Here is a 17,226-nt window from a genome sequence, read left to right as displayed (position 1 = left end):
CCCTTTTGCGTGGTCAGGCGGCGAGGCGGCCGGGGGCCCGCTGCGCCTGGCGGGCCTCGCGTTCGAGGCGGCGGCAGATCAGTTCGTGCTCGGGGGAGAGGCGTCCGGCGGCGCGGTCGCGGGCGATGCGGAGCCGGGCGCGGTCGAGGACGGCCCGCGCGTTCGCGATGGCCTGCTCGTACGGGATGACCTCGCCGTTCACGCGGCGGCCTCGACGGCGGTGCGGGTGTAGAGGCTGGCCGCGGAGATACCGACGGCCTCGGCGACGCGGGCGGCGTGGTCTCCGCGGGGGGCGCCGACACCGGTCCAGATCCGCCACGCGGTGGCCGTGGTCAGACCGGCCTCGCGGGCGAGCTGGGCGGGGGTCTTGATGCCGCGCATCTGGGCGGCGGCGTGCAGCAAGGCACGGTCGTACATGGGGGCGGTTCCTTCCGACCTCGAACTAACTACCGAGGTTGAAAGTTAGCAGCTAATTTTCAAGGTTGGTAGTTCCTTCTTAAACACTTCGTGGAAAGGTCCATTGACGTCCGACTATCGGCCATATGAGAATCGGTCACACGTACGAACAAGCAAGATCACTCGGCGTGAGCAGTGGGTCAAGGGGGATGATTGTGGGGCAAATAGGGCTGTCTGGAACTTGGCATGTCCAAGAAGCGACCGGCGCGCTATCTTTCAACCATGAAAAACAGCAAGCGCCCTACAACCCCTGCGCCCGCTCATGCGTCTACGGAGTCCCCCGACTTCGGCAGTTGGCTTACGGTCAAGCTCGAAGCCCTTGGGTACGACCTGTCGGGCCCCCGCAGCGGGGGCCGCAGCGCGTTCGCTGAACAGGCCGGAATCAGCCTCACGACGGTCATGCGACTGCTCAAAAGCGAGATCCCGACGGACATCCGCCTACTGCGCACCCTGGCCGAAGCCATCCACGAGCCCTACGCCGACGTTCTCGTGCGCGCCGGCGTCCTCACCCCCGACGAACTGGCGGCCGTCCAGCGACCCACCGCCCCACCGGGCCGACGCATCACGCCCGACCAGGCCGCCGACGAACTGGGGATCACCGACCCCACCGAGCGCCGACTGTTTCTGAACATGACCGACAACATGCGGCGCCAACCACCACCCGGCGAGCAGCAGCTCGCCGACTGAACCACCAGACGGAGGACTCCACCCCATGAACCGACGCCTCTACGCCACGTCGGCCGCCCTGATCACGCTGGGCGTCCTTGTCGCCCTGGTCGGAGTCCTCACCCACAGCTTTCACACATGGCGCCTTGGGGTGCTCCTCGCCGTTGCGGCCATGCCCGCACTCGGCTACGCCCTGATACACCGCGCCGCGCAAGCGACCGAGGAACAGCTCGCCCATTCGCACCGCGCCGGGTACAACCTCGCGCTTGACCACGTTTCTCAAGGACTTCTCGACGCCCCGGCCCCGCCGGGTGGCGGCGAGGGAGCCGGGCAGTACGACCCGCACGGGACCAACGCCCTGTGCGACGACGACCTGCTCGGCAACGTGCGGCCGATCCGACCGCACGACGGAAAGGACACCAACAACAGGAAAGCGGTATGAACGTAGACATACCCGCAACGTTCCGCGGCCCGCTCGAACTGGGCGAGGCGTGGATCGCATACATCAGAGTCTCCACGTGGAAGGAGGAGAAGATATCGCCGGAACTCCAGCGCGCCGCCATCGAGGCGTGGGCCGCGAGCGTCGGCGTACGGATCATCGATTGGGTTATCGACCTCGACGAGTCGGGCCGTCACTTCAAGCGGAAGATCACGACGTGCGTCGAGCGCGTCGAGGCCGGAGAGGCGAGGGGCGTCGTCGTCTGGCGTTACAGCCGGTTCGGACGCAACCGAACGGGCAACGTGATGTGGCTCGCCCGGTTGGAAGCCGCCGGCGGACGACTGGAGTCGGCAACCGAACGCATCGACGCCACGACCGCGATCGGCAAGTTCCAGCGCGACATGGTGTTCGCCTTCGGCAACTACGAGTCGGACCGCGCGTCCGAACAGTGGAAGGAAACTCACCTCTACCGGGTGCAGGAACTCAAACTGCCCGCGACGGGCCGCAACCGGTTCGGCTACATCTGGCACCCCCGCAAGGTCATGGACCCGACGCAACCCACCGGGTGGCGTCTCCAGCAGGAGCACTACACCTTTCACCCCGAGTTGGCATCGGTCGTGGAGGAGCTGTACGAGCGCAAGACCGAGGACCACGACGGTTTCAACAGTCTTACGCACTGGCTGAACGAAGACCTGGGCATCCTGACCTTGCAAGGGAAAGCGTGGGGTAGAACGAGCGTGGCCCGGTACCTCGACTCCGGGTTCGCGGCTGGCCTGCTCCGCGTTCATGACACGGAATGCCCCTGCCCGTACAGCTCCGGCACGATCAGCAAGTGCAAGTTCGACCGGATGCTCTACGTTCCCGGGGCTCAGCCCGCGATCATCCTTCCCGACCAGTGGCGGGCCTACCGCGCGCACCGCGCCCAAACGAAGAAGACCCCTCCGCGAGCACGGAAAGCGACCTACCCGCTTACCGCCCTGATGTCCCACGCCCGGTGCCGCTTCGCCGCGAGCCACGGATCGGGCACGGACCCCGTCACCAAGGAACAGGTCCGCGGTCGGTGGGTGGTCTGTTCCCGGAACAAGCACGCGAACCGGATCGACTGCCCGAAAGGGCTCAACGTGGAGCGCGCGCAGGTCGAGGCCGACGTGAAAGCGTGGCTGACGCGCAACGTCGTCGACGCCCTCGACGCCCTGCCGACGGTCCCCGAGCAACAAGGAAGGGAGACGAAGGCCGAGGACCCGCGCGAGCGGGCGCAGCGCGAGCGGGCAAGCCTCCAACGCGAGTTGGTCAGGATCGATGCCGCCCTCGACCGGCTGATCGAAGAGAACGCCCTCGAACCCGACAAGTACCCGGGCGACTCGTTCGCGCGCGTACGCGACAAGCTGCTCGCCCGTAAGGGCGCGCTTACCATCGACCTGAACAAGACGAAGGGGACGGAGGAACAAGAGGCCATGCCGACCAAGAAGGACGTCCGCCCGATCGTGGTCGGACTCCTCGCCGAGTGGGACCTCTTGACCGCCGTGGAAGTCAACGCCCTTCTCCAACAGGTGATCCGGCGCGTCACCCTGCTCGACCACCGCAGCCCCGAGGGGTACCTGAGAGGGGTCGCCGTCGACGTGCACCCCCTGTGGGAACCGGACCCGTGGGCCCCCGTGAAGGTCTGCAAGGGGCCGTTCGGGACTCAGCCCGGATGGGCGCCCGACTTCCTGTGGGAGCGGCCGGCCGAGCCCGCCGCCGAGAACGACGTCGCCCAGGCCCTCGCCGCCGGGCCGTCTGTCCTGGCTCTGACCAGGTAAAACGCGTCATCCCCCTTTAGAGCCACAGTCTCACGTCCTGGCCTGGGGCCTGCCGCACGCCACCTTCATGACCGGCATCAACATGCTGATGCCGGATCGTTTCCTCCAGCCGGCCCCGCTCGCCGACATGATCGAGGCCGAGAAGCCGACCCACGCCGCCGCCGTCCCCACCATCTGGCAGGGCCTGCTCGCCGAGGTCACCGCCCGCCCCCGCGACCTCACCTCGATGGCCCAGGTCACCATCGGCGGCGCCGCCTGTCCGCCCTCCCTCATGGAGGCGTACGACAAGCTGGGCGTCCGCCTCTGCCACGCCTGGGGCATGACGGAGACCTCCCCGCTCGGCACCATGGCGCACCCGCCGGCCGGTCTGACGCCCGAGGAGGAGTGGCCGTACCGCGTCACGCAGGGACGTTTCCCCGCCGGCGTCGAGGCCCGGCTGGTCGGCCCCGGCGGCGAGATCCTGCCCTGGGACGGCGAGTCGGCCGGCGAGCTGGAGGTCCGCGGCAACTGGATCGCCGGCGCCTACTACGGCGGCGCCGAGGGCGGTGAGCTGCGCCCCGAGGACAAGTTCAGCGAGGACGGCTGGCTCAAGACCGGCGACGTCGGCGTCATCAGCGCGGACGGCTTCCTCACCCTCACCGACCGCGCCAAGGACGTCATCAAGTCCGGCGGCGAGTGGATCTCCTCCGTCGAGCTGGAGAACGCCCTCATGGCCCACCCGGCCGTCGCCGAGGCCGCCGTCGTCGCCGTACCGGACGAGAAGTGGGGCGAGCGGCCGCTCGCGACCGTCGTGCTCAAGGAGGGCGCGAGCGCGGACTACGAGGAGCTGCGGGCCTTCCTCGCCGCCGAGGGCGGCATCGCCAAGTGGCAGCTCCCGGAGCGCTGGGCGATCGTGCGGGCCGTCCCGAAGACGAGCGTCGGCAAGTTCGACAAGAAGGTGATCCGCAAGCAGTACGCGGAAGGCGGACTGGACGTCACCCAGCTCTGACCGTACGCCGTACGCCGTATGTCGTACGCCGAGACCGGCACCGACTGGCCCTTCCTCGGGGCTAGTTGGTGCCGATCTTCGCGAGCAGGTCGACGATCCGGGCCTGCACCTCGTCGCTGGTCGAGCGCTCGGCGAGGAACAGCACCGTCTCCCCCGAGGAGAGCGTGGGCAGTTCGGCCTCGTCGAGGCCGGCGGAGGTGTAGACGACGAGCGGGGTGCGGTTCAACTGCCCGTTCGCGCGCAGCCAGTCGATGATCCCGGCCCGGCGGCGGCGCACCTGCATCAGGTCCATCACCACCAGGTTCGGCCGCGTCTGCGTGGCCAGCGTGACCGCCTCGGTGTCGGTCGCCGCCCGCGCCACCTGCATCCCGCGCCGCTCCAGCGTCGCCGCGAGCGCCCGCGCGATGTCCTCGTGCTCCTCGATGAGCAGGACGCGGGACGGGTGCTGCTCGCTGTCCCGGGGGGCCAGCGCCTTGAGCAGGACGGCGGGATCGGCGCCGTACGCCGCCTCCCGGGTGGCCTGCCCGAGCCCGGCCGCCAGCAGGACGGGCACCTCGGCGGCGACGGCCGCCTGGCGCAGCGACTGCAGTGCGGTACGGGTGATGGGCCCGGTCAGCGGGTCGACGAAGAGCGCGGCGGGGAAGGCGGCGATCTGCGCGTCGACCTCCTCGCGGGAGTGCACGATCACCGGCCGGTAGCCGCGGTCGCTCAGCGCCTGCTGCGTGGAGACGTCCGGCGCGGGCCAGACGAGCAGCCGACGGGGGTTGTCCAGCGGCTCCGGCGGCAGCTCGTCGTCGAGCGGCCGAGGCGCGGGCTGATTCGACACCTCAACCGCCCCACCCGGCCCATCCAACGGCTCCGGCCCCTCCGCCGACCCCTCGGCGGGCGCCCCTATGGCGTACGCACGCCCTTCGGGGGCGGCGGCGGGGGCGGGGATGGGCACGGGGACGGGGGCGGGGGGCTGGATGGGGCTCGGCTTCGGGATGGCCGGCACGGGCTGAGCGCCCGGCAGCGGGTGCGGCCTGGCGGCCCCGTCCGGCGCCGAGGCGGGAGCTTCGGCGGGGTTGCCCAGCTTGCGGCGACGGCCGGAGGGGCTGGGGTGGGCGGTGGGGTGGCCGACGGGCTGGCCGGGGGCGGGCTGGCCGACCGGCTGAGCGATCGGCTGGCCGGGGCCGGGCTGGCCGACCGGCTGAGCGATCGGCTGGCCGGGGCCGGGCTGACCGACCGGCTGGCCGACCTCAGGCCGCGCCGGGGCGGGGACCGAGACGTGAGCCGAGGCCTGCCCCGCACCCTGCGCCGCCCCAAGGCCGCCGCTCTGAGCCGCGCCCTCCGCCACCGCATGGCCCAGCCCGGCCACATCGCCCTGCGCCTGCCCCGGGCCCTGATGGGCGAAGGGCACGCCCTGCCCGAGGGTGCGGACACTGAAGGCCCGCCCCTGCGTCGAGTCCTTGCCGGGCGCGGGGGTCGCGGAGCCCGTCGCCGGAACCTCCGGCGGCAGCGGCACGGACCCCGTGCCCGTCCCGCTGGTGGTCTCCTGCGGGCCACGCCGGCGCCCGGGCAGCGGGTGCGGCTGCGGCGGGGTGTGGTCGTCCTCGGGCAGCGCGCGCGCGGCCTCGTGCTCCGGCGCCCGCACCTGTTCGAGCGCGGGGACGGACGCGGGCTCCAGGAGGTCGTCCGAGGGACGGTCGGCCTCGGCCGGCGGCAGCGCGAACGGCGTACGCGGCCCCGCCTCCGCGGCGGCGGCCCGCTCCTGCGCGGCCGCGAGCGCCCGCCGCCTGCGCCCGGTGGGCCGCCCGTCGGTCTCCTCGGACGCGACGGCGGGCAGGGCCAGGGCGGGGGCGAGCGCGTTGTTCTGGGCGCCCTGCGGCGCCTGGGCGTCGACCGGCACGCCCTGCGGCGGCACGGCGGCGCCGAGCGCGGGCCGGGCCTGCGCACCCTCGGCGGCGGTCACGACGGCACCCTCGGCGGGCCGCCCACGGCGCCGCCCGGTGCCGGTCGGCTCGCCGGCTCCGACGTTCTGAGCCGGGATCAGCTCGCCCGCCGGGACACCGGCGGGAGGCGTGTCGTCCGTACGCCCACGGCGGCGGCCGGTCGGCTCGGGCGCGGCGCCGTCCTCGGGAGCGAGCGGGCTCTGCAGGAAGGCGTCCGTGGAGGCCCGCCGGGCCCGCCGCCGCCCACTGCCGTTGGCGCCGTCCTGGGCGCCGAGGGCCCCCGCGACGGCGGACGGACCGCCCTCCGTCGCACCGGCACCCTCGCCCTCGCCCTCGCCGGACGCCTGCGCGGGAAGCGAGGGAGTCGAGGGAATCGAGGGAAGCGCGGGCAACGCGGGCAGCTCACGATCGGCGTCCACGGCGGCGTCCACGGCGGGCGGTGCGGCGATGGTGCCGCGCCCGGCGCCGAGGGGGACCTCGACGACGTACGCGCTGCCGGTCGTCCCCGGCACCTCGTGCGTCTGGACGACACCGCCGTGCGCGTCGACGATCCCGCGCACGATGGGCTGGTGGACCGGGTCGCCGCCCGCGTACGGCCCGCGGACCTCGATGCGGACGACGTCGCCGCGCTGTGCGGCCGCGACGACGATCGTGGAGTCGGCGTAGCCGCTCGGCTGGGCGGCCTTGTTCTTGCCGGTGGCGTCGACCCCGGCCACGTCGGCGACGAGGTGGGCGAGGGCGGTGACGAGCCGTCCGGCGTCGACCTCGGCCTCGATCGGCGGCGCGTGGACGGCGAACTGGGCCCGGCCGGGCCCGATCAGCTCGACCGCGTGGTCGATGCCGGCGGTGACGACCCCGTCGAGCAGGACGAGGTCCTTGTCGAGCGCCTCGGCACCGGCGTCGAGGCGCTGGTAGCCGAGGACGTTGTCGACGAGGGTGGTCATCCGGGTGTAGCCGGCGGCCAGATGGTGCAGCACCTGGTTGGCCTCGGGCCAGAGCTGTCCGGCGTCGTCGGCGGCGAGGGTGCCGAGCTGGGTGCGCAGCTCCTCCAGGGGCCCGCGCAGCGACTCGGCGAGCACGGCGGTGAGCTGCTCGTGCCGGGCGGTGAGCGCGGTGTACCGCTCGCGCTGCTGCTCCAGCTCGGCGAGGTGCCGCTCGGCGCGGTCGGCGGCCTCGCCCGCGTGCTGCTCGACGAGCTGCTCGTACGGCCTGCGGTCGGTGAAGGTCATGACGGCGCCGACGAGCTGGTCCCCGTCGCGTACCGGCGCGGTGGTCAGGTCGACCGGCACGCGGTCGCCGTTCTTGGCCCAGAGCACCTGGCCGCGGACGCGGTGCTTGCGGCCGGACTTGAGGGTGTCGGCGAGGGGAGACTCGGCGTACGGGAAGGGTTCGCCGTCCGGGCGGGAGTGCAGCACGAGGGTGTGCAGCTCCTTGCCGCCGAGGTCGGTGGCGCGGAAGCCGAGGATCTGGGCGGCGGCGGGGTTGACGAGGACGACCCGCCCGTCGGTGTCGGTGCCGACGACACCTTCGGCGGCGGCGCGCAGGATCATCTCGGTCTGCCGCTGCGAACGGGCGAGTTCGGCTTCGGTGTCGAGGGTCCCGGTGAGATCCCGTACGACGAGCATGAGGAGCTCGTCGCCGGTGTAGCCGCTGTACGAGTCGTAGGCCTCGCGGCCGTCCTCCAGGCTGGCGCTGGTCACCTCGACGGGGAACTCGCTGCCGTCGGTGCGGCGGGCGATCATCCGGGTCGGCTTGGTGCGGCCGCGATCGTCGGTGCCCTCGGGCCGGCGCATGGAGCCGGGGATGAGCCGCGAGTCGAACTCGGGGAGGAGATCCAGCAGCCCGCGCCCGACGAGCGCGGTGCCGGGCGTCTCGAACATGCCGAGGGCGATCGTGTTCGCGTTGACGACCGTGCCGTTGCAGTTGACGAGCACGAGGCCGTCCGGGAGGGCGTCGAGTATGGCTGCGAGGCGAGCAGCGCCTCGGGATGGCCTGCTGCTCACGACGACGGTTCCTCCCTGACCCACTGCACTTGCCTATCGCCTGTGCCTATCGCCTGTCGGCCGGGCCCATCTTGCCCCGCGGGTCGCGGCCTGTCACGGAGGGAGTCTAAGGGAGGCGCTTCCTCCGCTCCCCCGGGCTCACCCCTGGACGCGGGGAAGGACGGGCCGCAGGGTGTCCCAGCGCCCGATCTCGCACCCGTTCGCGCGGGAGAAGCGGGCGTCGATCGTGCGCCCCTGCCAGTCGCCGGTGACGCGCGCGGTGGCGGGCCCGCCGTACTGCTGGGTGCAGATCTGGTCCTTGGGCACGGGGGCGAAGGGGTTGGTGCCGGCGACGGCGAACTCCTCCAGCCGCTTGCAGGCGTTCTCGGCGGCGGGGTGGGTCCCGCCGGGCGTGCCGCCGCACTCCAGCCGGAAGGTCCCGTCGGCCTCCGCGCTCCCGGCGTCCGCGACGACGATCGTGAGGGAGTCGGGCGCGGAGAGCAGCGGCAGCGGGGGCACCGGCAGAAGCCCGGTGGAGGAGGAGGCGGCGGTGAGGGCGAGCGGGGCGAGGGTCGCGAAGGCGAGGCGGCGCAGCATACGAACTCCAGGTCGGGGCGAGTGTGCGAGCGGTGGACGGAAGGACCGGGGCGTCCCCCCTCCCTCCCTCCTCTAACGCTCACCGCGCCGCTCCGTTGCGCAACCGGGATGCGCCGGGCGGGGCACACGGATGCTGCGAGCGCTTTGCCCTGGGCCCCCGGCGCCTAGTACGGTGATAAGCGATTGGTGGCACGGTGCTCGTCTGTGTCATCATCTGCACGCACCGTTCGCGTACGCGCGGGGTGCGAGGAGGCGTCGCCTAGTCCGGTCTATGGCGCCGCACTGCTAATGCGGTTTGGGTCTTAAAGCCCATCGAGGGTTCAAATCCCTCCGCCTCCGCCACCGAAGCCCCGGCCCCCAAGGCCGGGGCTTCACACATTCCGGGCCCCAGCCAGAAGCCCCCACCCCGAAGACCGCGCCCCATGTGACCCCGGTCTCTTTCGGCCCCATTCCACCCCCACCCCACCCCACGGGCGGCCGGGCCCCACCCTCCCCCCGCGCGACGTTTTCGCAGGTCACAAGGGGTGTGGTCAATGGATTTCACATGACGGCGGCAGTCATGTAATGTTCTTCCTGTCGCCGCGAGCGGGTCGAAAGACCGGGGAGCGAAGACGGAAAACAAAAAAACAAGCACTCGTAGCTTAACGGATAGAGCATCTGACTACGGATCAGAAGGTTGCAGGTTCGAATCCTGCCGAGTGCACACAGGTAAGAGGCCCGGACGAGAGTCCGGGCCTCTTGCGTTTTCGGGTCGTACAGCAGCGAAGTACAGCAACCGCATCGCCCGAGTGGTCAGACGGTTCCACCGATGACGCCGGTCAGCTTGCCGATGGCAGCCCTCACGTCATCGTCATGGCGATCTTCGAGTGGCGCAGGATCCGCTGTGCCACCTTCGGGTGCACTCCGAGGAGCACGGGGAGCGCGCGGCGACTGTGTGTCGGGTGTTCCGGATCGGGATGACCCGGAGACCGGCGCGACGGGTCCTCAGCGCGAACATACGGGTCAGGTTCCCCGGCTCGATGGGGGTGCCGTACTTCGTGGTGGAAATCCCGGCTGGAGTTCTCGGACTCACCGAGGCCCCGGAGGCGGGCGTCTTCCGTGAGGTCCTGGAGGGGACGGGCATCGCCGTGGACGTGAATGAGCGCACCGGCGTCTAGGAGAACACCACCCGCGGCATCATCGCCGTGGTCTTCCGCTGCAAGCCTGTCGGCGGCGCCGGGTGAACCTCGGACGGGTTCACCGCGTCGACTGGCTGATGCCGGCGGAGGTCGAGGAGCGGACGGCAGAGTTCTACGCAATCCGTCTTCTGGACGCGCTGGATGGGAGCGGCCCCCACGTCCGAAGCTGCGACGGCCGCCAGCTGATTATGGAGCGGTGACCTCGATGCCGGTAGCCCGGATGCCCCGAGACGAAGCGATCCTCCTTGTGGAGAGCCTGATGAACGTGGGGGCATCCGAGGAGGAGTCGGACGAGATCCAGACCACCCTTCAACGGGGCTTGGCCTGCCCGCACATCAGCGACTACATCTTCTGGGACTCCGATCCGGAGCTGACACCGGAGGAGGCCGTAGACAGGGCCCTGGCCTACGAGCCGATCGCCCTCTGAGAGCAGCGCGGTAGGACTTTCTCTACTTCATCAAGCACCCGGCTGCGCTCCGCTCCGCCAGGCGGGCTTCCCGGCTCCGCTCGGGGCGCCGCTCCTGCCCTTGGCCCGCTCCGTCGACGCCTGCCCCTGCGAAACGGGATAGGCCCAAGGTATGAGTCGAGCCTCCGGCGGGGGCCTCAGGCTCGGGCATGGCGGGGGCACCGTACGCAGGTGCCGGCAGACGGGATGGGAGTTCTTGGTGAACGGTGGGCAAGGCCAGTAGACCGGTGAACCATGACATCTCCACCCCAAAGCCACTCCACCTACGTCCGCTGCACGGGCACGTCCCACGGACAAGCGGCGAAGCTGGTAGGCGATTTCACCGGCCGACGACTCACCAAAGTGCTGTCCAGCAGGTGCAGTTATGGGGCAACCCGTAGCCTGGGCACAGCAGGCACCCGGCCAAACTCGCCTCGCCGTTACTCGTCAGGTGCCGTTAGGAAGTCAACGTTGCTTAGGGCCCAGCGCTCCATCGTGCCTTGCAGCCCCTCAGGGATGGGCAAAGGCGGAAGTGTGATCCGAGATTCTGGGTAAATGCGCTTCAGGAGATACGGGTGGAGGGCTGAAAGGTAGCCTAGATCTTCTGGAGATCTGTCCCTGAATCCAACATCTCCTGACAGCTCGACCACGATCATCATTAGCACTGATGAGCCCAGAAAAGCGTCGGGTTCCAGCGGACCCAAGGTCGGATGGTGGTCCTTGGGCTGCACGAAGGGTGCCCATTGGCAGTTATCCTTCGGCAACCAAGGCGGAGAGGGGTGATCGCAGATGTACTTCCCGACCACCGTCATATCGTGAAGTGTATCCTCAGTCACGTCCTCCGGTTTTGAGACTAGCTTTAGGGCTTGGGTCGGCAGGTACGGTGCCCAGGAAGTTCCGAAGATTCCGATCGGATGTCCCTCGATGGTCAGCTGCCTGAAAGCATTCTGATCCGAGAGGACCTGCTCCAGGCGAACAAATCGCCGATCGAGAGCAAGCCGCAAGAAGCCCGGGTCGGAACCCGAGGCGGCGACAATCTCGGACCGGAATCGAACGCAGTTGGCGTCAGTGAAATCACTCCAGTGTTGTTTGATTTCCGACCTGATGACACCTGGTGACCTGTGGCCACGGCTGGCGTTCTCTGGGTTGCACCAAGCCGCAATTCTGAGGCCAGCCAGTTGCATGGATTCGTCGCCGGAACCCATGAGTTCTTCGATCTTTTCTACTATTTCGCTGGCGACAAGCTCGCGGTATGCGCCGCTGCACCTGATCAGCGCCAATAGTGGGTCGTAGAACTGGTTCTCATTCATGCTCCCACGGAACAGGTGCGCCAGGCAGTTGCGGCTGAGTTCGCGGACCACGGCCGGAGGGGGATCGACGGACTCCAGGCACGCAGCGAGGAAGCATAGAAGGTTCTTACGGCTGTCGATGGCTGTATAGCGTCGATCGCCGAGCATGCTTCGATAAATCCTGGCTGCACCTTGGTCGACTGAGCGATCCTTCATCTGCACAGCCAGTTCAGCGACCACCTCCCATTCTTCCTTAGCGACATGGGGGGCTAGTAGTTTGGCCAACTTTTCGGGCGTGTCGCTGACGGACGAGAGATAGGCGGCTGTGAAATACTCCAAGAAGGTTCGGTGAGTAAAGGTGTACAGAGCTTCGCCTCGGGCAGTTGTTCCAGCGTCACTGAAAACCCAGGCTCGCCCCTTACAGAACCCTACGAACTCTTCCGCCGCCTCTCGTGCTTCGTCAATTGATTCAAAGCCTCGCTCATGCAAAAAGTTGGCGGTTTCTCGGATCAAGCTGCCATGGGTTACAGCGGACTCGGTTTCATGGCGACTGAATAGCCAATGCGCCAAATGGCGCAGAGCGGGCTCAACGTGTGGGCGAGCGCGAAGTTCCATGTGGATACGACGCCGTGCATCCCATTTCTTGAATAGTAGGCCGGCGCATTGCTCGTATACCTCCGGCCTATTCTGGGGAATGGAACCCTCTCCCCGGTAAAGAATGCACATCAATGCGAGCATGAGTGGATTCGCCCTCAGGTCTGAGACGCTGTCACTTTCACTCATGAAGGTCGCTGAAAGATGCTCAGCTTCTTGGTGTGAAATCCCTTCCTCCTGGGCAAACCACTTTCGTACGTACTCGCCTACTCTGTCTGCGTCGAATCCTCCCACGCGGTATCGAACGAAGTGTTGATCATCGAGGCGCGCCTGGTCGTATCCGACAAGTCGCGAAGTTACGAGCACCTTCACCATGGGGTACTCGGTGCAAAATCTCTCAACGATCGCAGTCACCTCTGCGCGGCGCGCAGTGTCAATCAATTCGTCGAGGCCATCAAAAATCACCAGAGCCGAACCCGAAAGAAGTAGTCGGGAAATCAGCCCTTCAGGAGGAGGGCACTGATAGAAGATGTCGAGCGTGTGCTCGATATGGCGTAGTACTGACCGCTCTGGAGGTTCTTGCGAGGCGAAGTCCCTCAGTGTAACCAAGAAGGGGATCAGTCTGCCATCCGGGCTGGCATGCCAATGCATGAGGACATTCGACGCTGTGGTCTTGCCCCCTCCGGGGTCGCCGAGCAGTACAGTCCGATCGATTCTATTCCCGAACTCCCAGACGTCCACCTCACGCCCAGCTGCCGTATCAATCTCTGTGATCCTTGGAGTCACATAGAGATCGGCGATGGGAACCCGGCGGCGCCGCTCAAAGTCTGGTGGTTCAATCTTCCCGAACTCCTCCCGTACGTGGTTTCGGTAGCTTCGTAGGAACTCTCGATCCTTCTGTGGGTCGGCCGACTCAAACGAGTGCAGCCTTCGCTCAAGCGCTTTAATGGAGGAGACCATCCGCGCAGCGAAGGCGTCACTCCTGATTCTGGGCAGGAACTCCGGGGAGGCTCCTTGGATTCTCCCCACAATTGCGCAAATCTCGGTGTCGTAATAGGTGAACAGGGCCTCGGCTAGTTCGGACGCGTCGGCGATCGGCTTAGTGTAATTCAGAGTGCACTCGAGTACCCTCTGAATATCCTGGACGGCTTCATCCGGTGCATCCGTGAGCCGCGCCGCCAATAGTTCATGGATGATGGAGTGGAATTCTGAACTCTCCAGAATTTTGCGAAGTTCGGCCAGGTCGATTCCTGTCGGCAGCTCAGCGGATTGAGGCGGCGACTCTGCAATCCTGTACGTGTTGAACCATTTGACGATTTCTTCATCGTCTTTGAGCGCGCGACTTCCCAGGGATTTCAGAGCCACGCCAAGTCGAGTTGCTGTGGCCCCGATGACACTTGCAATTACGCCACCAGCAGCTTGCTGCAACACTGGATCTGCGAACACTCGCCACCCCGTCTCGTCAGGAGATAAAGACTCTACTGACCTACAGGCGGCTCCGAGGGTGAGTTGGGAGTGTTCGTCGTGGTGAGCTTCTGGATGCTGCCCGACTGGCGGCCAACGGCGGTGGAGCCCCGGTGGGCAAGTCCAGGGGTCCAGCGATGTGTGGTGGCGGTTAGCCGAAGGCCCGCCGCTGACGGCCACGCGCGCGTCGCTTGGACTAAATTTTCTCCGCAGGCGGATCGCGGAGCGCGAGTGGACGCCCGGAGGCCGGCTCCCTTCCCGTGCTCAGATCGGCCAGGAGTGCGGCGTCGGTGAGAACGTCGTCCGTCGCGCGCAGGAGCTCTTGATCTCCCAAGGTGTGCTGGAGGGGCGGGCCGGTTCGGGGACGTATGTCGTCGAGCCCCGGTAGCGGGTGCGGGGATGGTTCGTTCCGCGGCTCGCGAGCAGCCCGACGGTTCGCCGTTCGGGGCGGACATGAAGGCCCTGGGCAAGCGGAGCGGCTTGGAGAGCCGGACCGACGCCAAGGTGCCGGCCATGGCTGAGATCGCCGCGAGGCTCGGGATTGGCGAGGGTGACTTGTGCGTCCGGACCGCTTACGAGTTCCTCGCCGATGGCAGGCCTGTGCAGCTCTCGACGAGCTGGGAGCCGTACGACCTCACCGCCGGCACCCTCATCGTTCTTCCCGAGGGTGTGCCACATGCCGGGGCCGGCGTCGTGAACAGGATGGCCGCGATCGGCGTCACGATCAGCCACGCCGTCGAGCAGCCCGAGCCCCGGCAGGCGACCGCCGAGGAGGCATCGCTGCTCGGGATCCAGAAGGCCGCTCTCGTCACGCACATCCGGCGGGCGTACTACAGCGACGAAGGGCGTCCCGTGGAGACGGCGGACATCATCGTGCCCGCAGCTCTATGCAAGATCGTCTACGAGGTTCCCGTCAGTCGCTAGCCGACGCCATCGCCCTGGGGCGGCTCATCGGGAGAAGAGCTCGGCAACGGGGTTCCTGGGGAAACCGCTCGGAGCAAGGAAAGGCAATCTCTTCCGAAGGTCGTTAGGATCCACATCTCGCGTGGATCGCCGCCTTTCGTAGGCAATCTGCCGATGCCGTCGTCCGTGATGATGCCTTCTGCGGCAAGACGAGCGATCGAAGCGTCCAGCACGTTGGTAAACCCAGGCAGTTCGTCGAGGATCTCTGGACGCCTCCACCCCGGAAAGCGCTCTTGGTACCAGCCTTCCGGCGTCGGATGGGTCTCCTTTGCGAGGACTTCAAGGAGCTTGACCTCTGGAGACTCGATGCCTGCGAGGCCACGCACACGGAGGCGCTCCGCATCAACTGAAGCCTCGTCGCGCACGCCGCGCCCCAGGCATCTGCCGAGTGCAACGATCTTCTCTGTGAGGGGTGTTTCCATAGCGGCCTGAACGGTTTCCGACATCAAGGCCAGCAGATCTGGGCTGGTCTCGATCGTTTGGGCGAGGCGATCTAGAGATCGCTGGGACTCCTCTGAGCTGGCTTGAAGTGCTCGTGCCGCTCGTTCCTCGCGGCGCGCACGCTCTCGCTCAATGAGTCGCACGATCGGAGTATCCGCGAACTCCTTCAAGGCCCCAAGGCCCATGCCGACCACGGGATTGAACGCACCAACTGCCGCGACAATCACGCCGGTTATGGCTTTGACGCCAGCCTCAGCTGATGATCCTGCCTTCATCTCTTGCGCTTCGTGGCCCATGCGTGGCCATCCTAGTGAGGATCGGCTTCCAGGTCGGCGGTTCGGGAGCTTCGGCTGCGGTACAGCAGCGCAGTACCGCAACCTCACCACCCACCCCCGTCCGGTACCGTCCCTCCCGGGCCCCGTAGCGGCCGATATGACCCCCGCTGACCGATCCCGCTAGAGCTACGGATCAGAAGGTTGCAGGTTCGAATCTTGCCGAGTGCACACAGGCAAGAGGCCCGGACGAGAGTCCGGGCCTCTTGCGTTTTTGGGGTTACGGGGCGGGGCTCAGGGTGATGGGCAGTTGCTTGAGTGCGTGGGAGCGGAAGGTTCGGCGCCAGGGGAGGGCTTTCGCGGGGGTGGCGAGGGTGAGTCGGGGGAAGGTCCTCGTGATGACGTCCAGGGCGGTGCGGATCTGGAGGCGGGCCAGTGGGGCTCCGAGGCAGTAGTGCAGGCCGACGCCGAGGGTGAGATGGGTTTTGTCCGGGCGTTCGATGTCGAAGCGGTCGGGGTCCGGGTAGCGGGTCGGGTCCCGGTGGGCGGAGGCCAGGCAGAGCAGGACAGTGTCGCCCGCCGGGACCACGGTGTCGCCGATCTTCACGTCCGTGGTCGGGAAGCGGCGGATCGCGGTGTGGTTGGGGGTCGTGTGGCGGAGGAGTTCTTCGACGGTCTCGGGGAGCAGGTCCGGGTCGGCGCGTAAGGCTTCGAGTTGGTCCGGATGGCGGAGGAGGGTCAGGACTCCGCTGCTGATCACGTGCTGGGTGTTGTCGATGCCGGCCATGAGGATGAGGAAGGCGAGGGACAGCAGTTCGTTCTCGTCGAGTCGGTCCTGTTCGTCCCGGACCGTGATCAGGCCGGAGATCAGGTTGCCGTCGGGCTCGCGCCGGCGCAGTGCGATGAGGGCGAGCAGGTACGCGTGGATGTGTGCGATGGCCGCTGCCACGTCCTGGGGGCTCTTCGGCTCCAGCATGGCGCCGACCCAGGAGGCGAAGGGGTCGCGGTCCTTCTCGGGGACGCCGAGCAGGTCCCCGACGACGGTGAGCGGAAGGGGCGCCGCCAGATCCGCGACCAGGTCTGCCTCGCCGGTCGACACGACACGGTCGTGGACCCGCCGGGCCAGCAGCTCGCAGGCCTCTCGCACCCGCCCGCCGAGCTGCTCCACCCGGCGTGGGGTGAACTCCTTCGACACCAGCCTGCGCAGCCGCATGTGGTCCGACGCGTCGATGTTGAGAAGGTTCGCGTCCAGTGCGGGAGGCAGGGAGAAGCCCTTGAATCCGGGGCCCGCGTGTTTCTTGTTCACCGACAGCAAGGGGTTCGTCAGGCCCGCGCGTACCTCGGCCTCCGTGGTCACGAGCCACACCGGCGAGCCGTCGGGGAGCGCCACCGGATGGACGCCTCCCTCGGCCCGCAGGCGGGCGTAGGTGGCGTACGGATCGAGGTGGTACGCCTCGTCGAAGATCTGCTGAAGGGCCGGCGGCGTCATGTCAGGGGTGACTCCTCGCTGGACAGGGTCCGATCCGAACACCGTAGCCGGGTGGGCGAATTGGACTTCGCTCGTGCGCTTCCCCTGCGCCTGCCCCGGGGCCGCCGGGCGGTGGAGTGTGGCGGATGTGGTTGCCCTCATGGGGGAGGAACCTTCCGGTTCCCACACGTTTGGGTGAACCGGGCTGATTTGCATGTCAGTTGAATATGCCCTCGGCCTAGCTTGCAGGTGGA

General features: G+C 67.9%; 11 protein-coding genes, 2 tRNA genes and 4 pseudogenes. 9 read left to right on the top strand and 8 right to left on the bottom strand.

Features of this window, described 5'->3' with window-relative positions; genetic code table 11:
- Positions 1 to 13 precede the first annotated feature (13 nt).
- Together ABTZ54_RS06815 and ABTZ54_RS06810 are read right to left on the bottom strand one after the other, a co-directional pair.
- Positions 14 to 202, bottom strand: coding sequence for a hypothetical protein (locus tag ABTZ54_RS06815; RefSeq protein WP_351657989.1), 189 nt, complete (start codon positions 200 to 202; stop codon positions 14 to 16).
- Positions 199 to 417, bottom strand: a complete 219-nt coding sequence (locus ABTZ54_RS06810) for an XRE family transcriptional regulator (RefSeq protein WP_351657987.1) — start codon at positions 415 to 417, stop codon at positions 199 to 201. Before ABTZ54_RS06810 ends, ABTZ54_RS06815 begins: the two co-directional genes overlap by 4 nt.
- Before the next feature lie 225 nt (positions 418 to 642).
- Between ABTZ54_RS06810 and ABTZ54_RS06805 the strand changes: the two genes are divergently transcribed.
- From ABTZ54_RS06805 to ABTZ54_RS06790, 4 genes and pseudogenes are all read left to right on the top strand, one after another.
- Positions 643 to 1,143, top strand: coding sequence for an XRE family transcriptional regulator (locus tag ABTZ54_RS06805; RefSeq protein WP_351657986.1), 501 nt, complete (start codon positions 643 to 645; stop codon positions 1,141 to 1,143).
- 25 nt (positions 1,144 to 1,168) lie between these two features.
- Positions 1,169 to 1,564 carry a hypothetical protein gene (locus ABTZ54_RS06800; protein WP_351657984.1) on the top strand — a complete coding sequence of 132 codons (396 nt, stop codon included), beginning with the start codon at positions 1,169 to 1,171 and terminating at the stop codon, positions 1,562 to 1,564.
- The gene (locus ABTZ54_RS06795; protein ID WP_351657982.1) at positions 1,561 to 3,360 is read left to right on the top strand and encodes a recombinase family protein; all 1,800 of its coding nucleotides are present in this window, start codon (positions 1,561 to 1,563) and stop codon (positions 3,358 to 3,360) included. The genes ABTZ54_RS06800 and ABTZ54_RS06795 overlap by 4 nt, the downstream gene beginning before the upstream one ends.
- A 22-nt stretch (positions 3,361 to 3,382) precedes the next feature.
- Positions 3,383 to 4,348: pseudogene (locus ABTZ54_RS06790) on the top strand (AMP-binding protein); the annotation flags it as partial.
- Between the two features lie 61 nt (positions 4,349 to 4,409).
- Here the strand turns inward: ABTZ54_RS06790 and ABTZ54_RS06785 are convergent.
- Together ABTZ54_RS06785 and ABTZ54_RS06780 are read right to left on the bottom strand one after the other, a co-directional pair.
- Positions 4,410 to 8,282, bottom strand: coding sequence for a PAS domain-containing protein (locus tag ABTZ54_RS06785; RefSeq protein ID WP_351657980.1), 3,873 nt, complete (start codon positions 8,280 to 8,282; stop codon positions 4,410 to 4,412).
- Between the two features lie 138 nt (positions 8,283 to 8,420).
- Entirely contained in the window at positions 8,421 to 8,858 is a 438-nt protein-coding gene (locus tag ABTZ54_RS06780; RefSeq protein WP_351657978.1) for an SSI family serine proteinase inhibitor, read from the bottom strand.
- Positions 8,859 to 9,106: 248 nt separating this feature from the next.
- Here ABTZ54_RS06780 and ABTZ54_RS06775 point away from each other — a divergent pair.
- A tRNA-Ser gene (locus ABTZ54_RS06775) sits at positions 9,107 to 9,200 on the top strand.
- A gap of 288 nt (positions 9,201 to 9,488) precedes the next feature.
- Positions 9,489 to 9,561 (top strand) — tRNA-Arg (locus tag ABTZ54_RS06770).
- Positions 9,562 to 9,650: 89 nt separating this feature from the next.
- On the opposite strand, the pseudogene ABTZ54_RS06765 reads toward ABTZ54_RS06770, so the two are convergent.
- Positions 9,651 to 9,906, bottom strand: a pseudogene (locus tag ABTZ54_RS06765) (site-specific integrase); the annotation flags it as partial.
- On the opposite strand from ABTZ54_RS06765, the pseudogene ABTZ54_RS06760 reads away from it, so the two are divergent.
- Together ABTZ54_RS06760 and ABTZ54_RS06755 are read left to right on the top strand one after the other, a co-directional pair.
- Positions 9,878 to 10,236: pseudogene (locus ABTZ54_RS06760) on the top strand (NUDIX hydrolase). The pseudogenes ABTZ54_RS06765 and ABTZ54_RS06760 sit on opposite strands and share 29 nt — an antisense overlap.
- A gap of 59 nt (positions 10,237 to 10,295) precedes the next feature.
- Entirely contained in the window at positions 10,296 to 10,463 is a 168-nt protein-coding gene (locus ABTZ54_RS06755; protein ID WP_351657976.1) for an e9imm peptide, read from the top strand.
- Positions 10,464 to 10,921: 458 nt separating this feature from the next.
- Here ABTZ54_RS06755 and ABTZ54_RS06750 read toward each other — a convergent pair whose 3' ends face one another.
- Entirely contained in the window at positions 10,922 to 13,729 is a 2,808-nt protein-coding gene (locus ABTZ54_RS06750) for an NACHT domain-containing protein (protein WP_351657974.1), read from the bottom strand.
- A 268-nt stretch (positions 13,730 to 13,997) separates the two neighbouring features.
- Between ABTZ54_RS06750 and ABTZ54_RS06745 the strand changes: the two are divergent.
- A pseudogene (locus ABTZ54_RS06745) lies at positions 13,998 to 14,752 on the top strand (GntR family transcriptional regulator).
- Here the strand turns inward: ABTZ54_RS06745 and ABTZ54_RS06740 are convergent.
- Both ABTZ54_RS06740 and ABTZ54_RS06735 read right to left on the bottom strand, forming a co-directional pair.
- Positions 14,749 to 15,528, bottom strand: coding sequence for a hypothetical protein (locus tag ABTZ54_RS06740; RefSeq protein ID WP_351657972.1), 780 nt, complete (start codon positions 15,526 to 15,528; stop codon positions 14,749 to 14,751). The pseudogene ABTZ54_RS06745 and the gene ABTZ54_RS06740 sit on opposite strands and share 4 nt — an antisense overlap.
- Positions 15,529 to 15,784: 256 nt before the next feature.
- Positions 15,785 to 16,993 carry a cytochrome P450 family protein gene (locus ABTZ54_RS06735; RefSeq protein ID WP_351657970.1) on the bottom strand — a complete coding sequence of 403 codons (1,209 nt, stop codon included), beginning with the start codon at positions 16,991 to 16,993 and terminating at the stop codon, positions 15,785 to 15,787.
- Between the last annotated feature and the right edge of the window lie 233 nt (positions 16,994 to 17,226).

The sequence above is a fragment of the Streptomyces sp. NPDC094032 genome (genome assembly GCF_040303965.1).
GTDB lineage: Bacteria > Actinomycetota > Actinomycetes > Streptomycetales > Streptomycetaceae > Streptomyces.
Note: the sequence above shows the minus strand (reverse complement) of the source record. Positions and strands in the feature narration are given on the sequence as shown.

What these genes read in the sequence shown, in the direction of transcription:
- ABTZ54_RS06810 (WP_351657987.1), bottom strand. Translation starts at nt 417, where the DNA reads ATGTACGACCGTGCCTTGCTGCACGCCGCCGCCCAGATGCGCGGCATC.
- ABTZ54_RS06735 (WP_351657970.1), bottom strand. Translation starts at nt 16,993, where the DNA reads ATGACGCCGCCGGCCCTTCAGCAGATCTTCGACGAGGCGTACCACCTC.
- ABTZ54_RS06740 (WP_351657972.1), bottom strand. Translation starts at nt 15,528, where the DNA reads ATGGGCCACGAAGCGCAAGAGATGAAGGCAGGATCATCAGCTGAGGCT.
- ABTZ54_RS06800 (WP_351657984.1), top strand. Translation starts at nt 1,169, where the DNA reads ATGAACCGACGCCTCTACGCCACGTCGGCCGCCCTGATCACGCTGGGC.
- ABTZ54_RS06780 (WP_351657978.1), bottom strand. Translation starts at nt 8,858, where the DNA reads ATGCTGCGCCGCCTCGCCTTCGCGACCCTCGCCCCGCTCGCCCTCACC.
- ABTZ54_RS06795 (WP_351657982.1), top strand. Translation starts at nt 1,561, where the DNA reads ATGAACGTAGACATACCCGCAACGTTCCGCGGCCCGCTCGAACTGGGC.
- ABTZ54_RS06805 (WP_351657986.1), top strand. Translation starts at nt 643, where the DNA reads ATGTCCAAGAAGCGACCGGCGCGCTATCTTTCAACCATGAAAAACAGC.
- ABTZ54_RS06755 (WP_351657976.1), top strand. Translation starts at nt 10,296, where the DNA reads ATGAACGTGGGGGCATCCGAGGAGGAGTCGGACGAGATCCAGACCACC.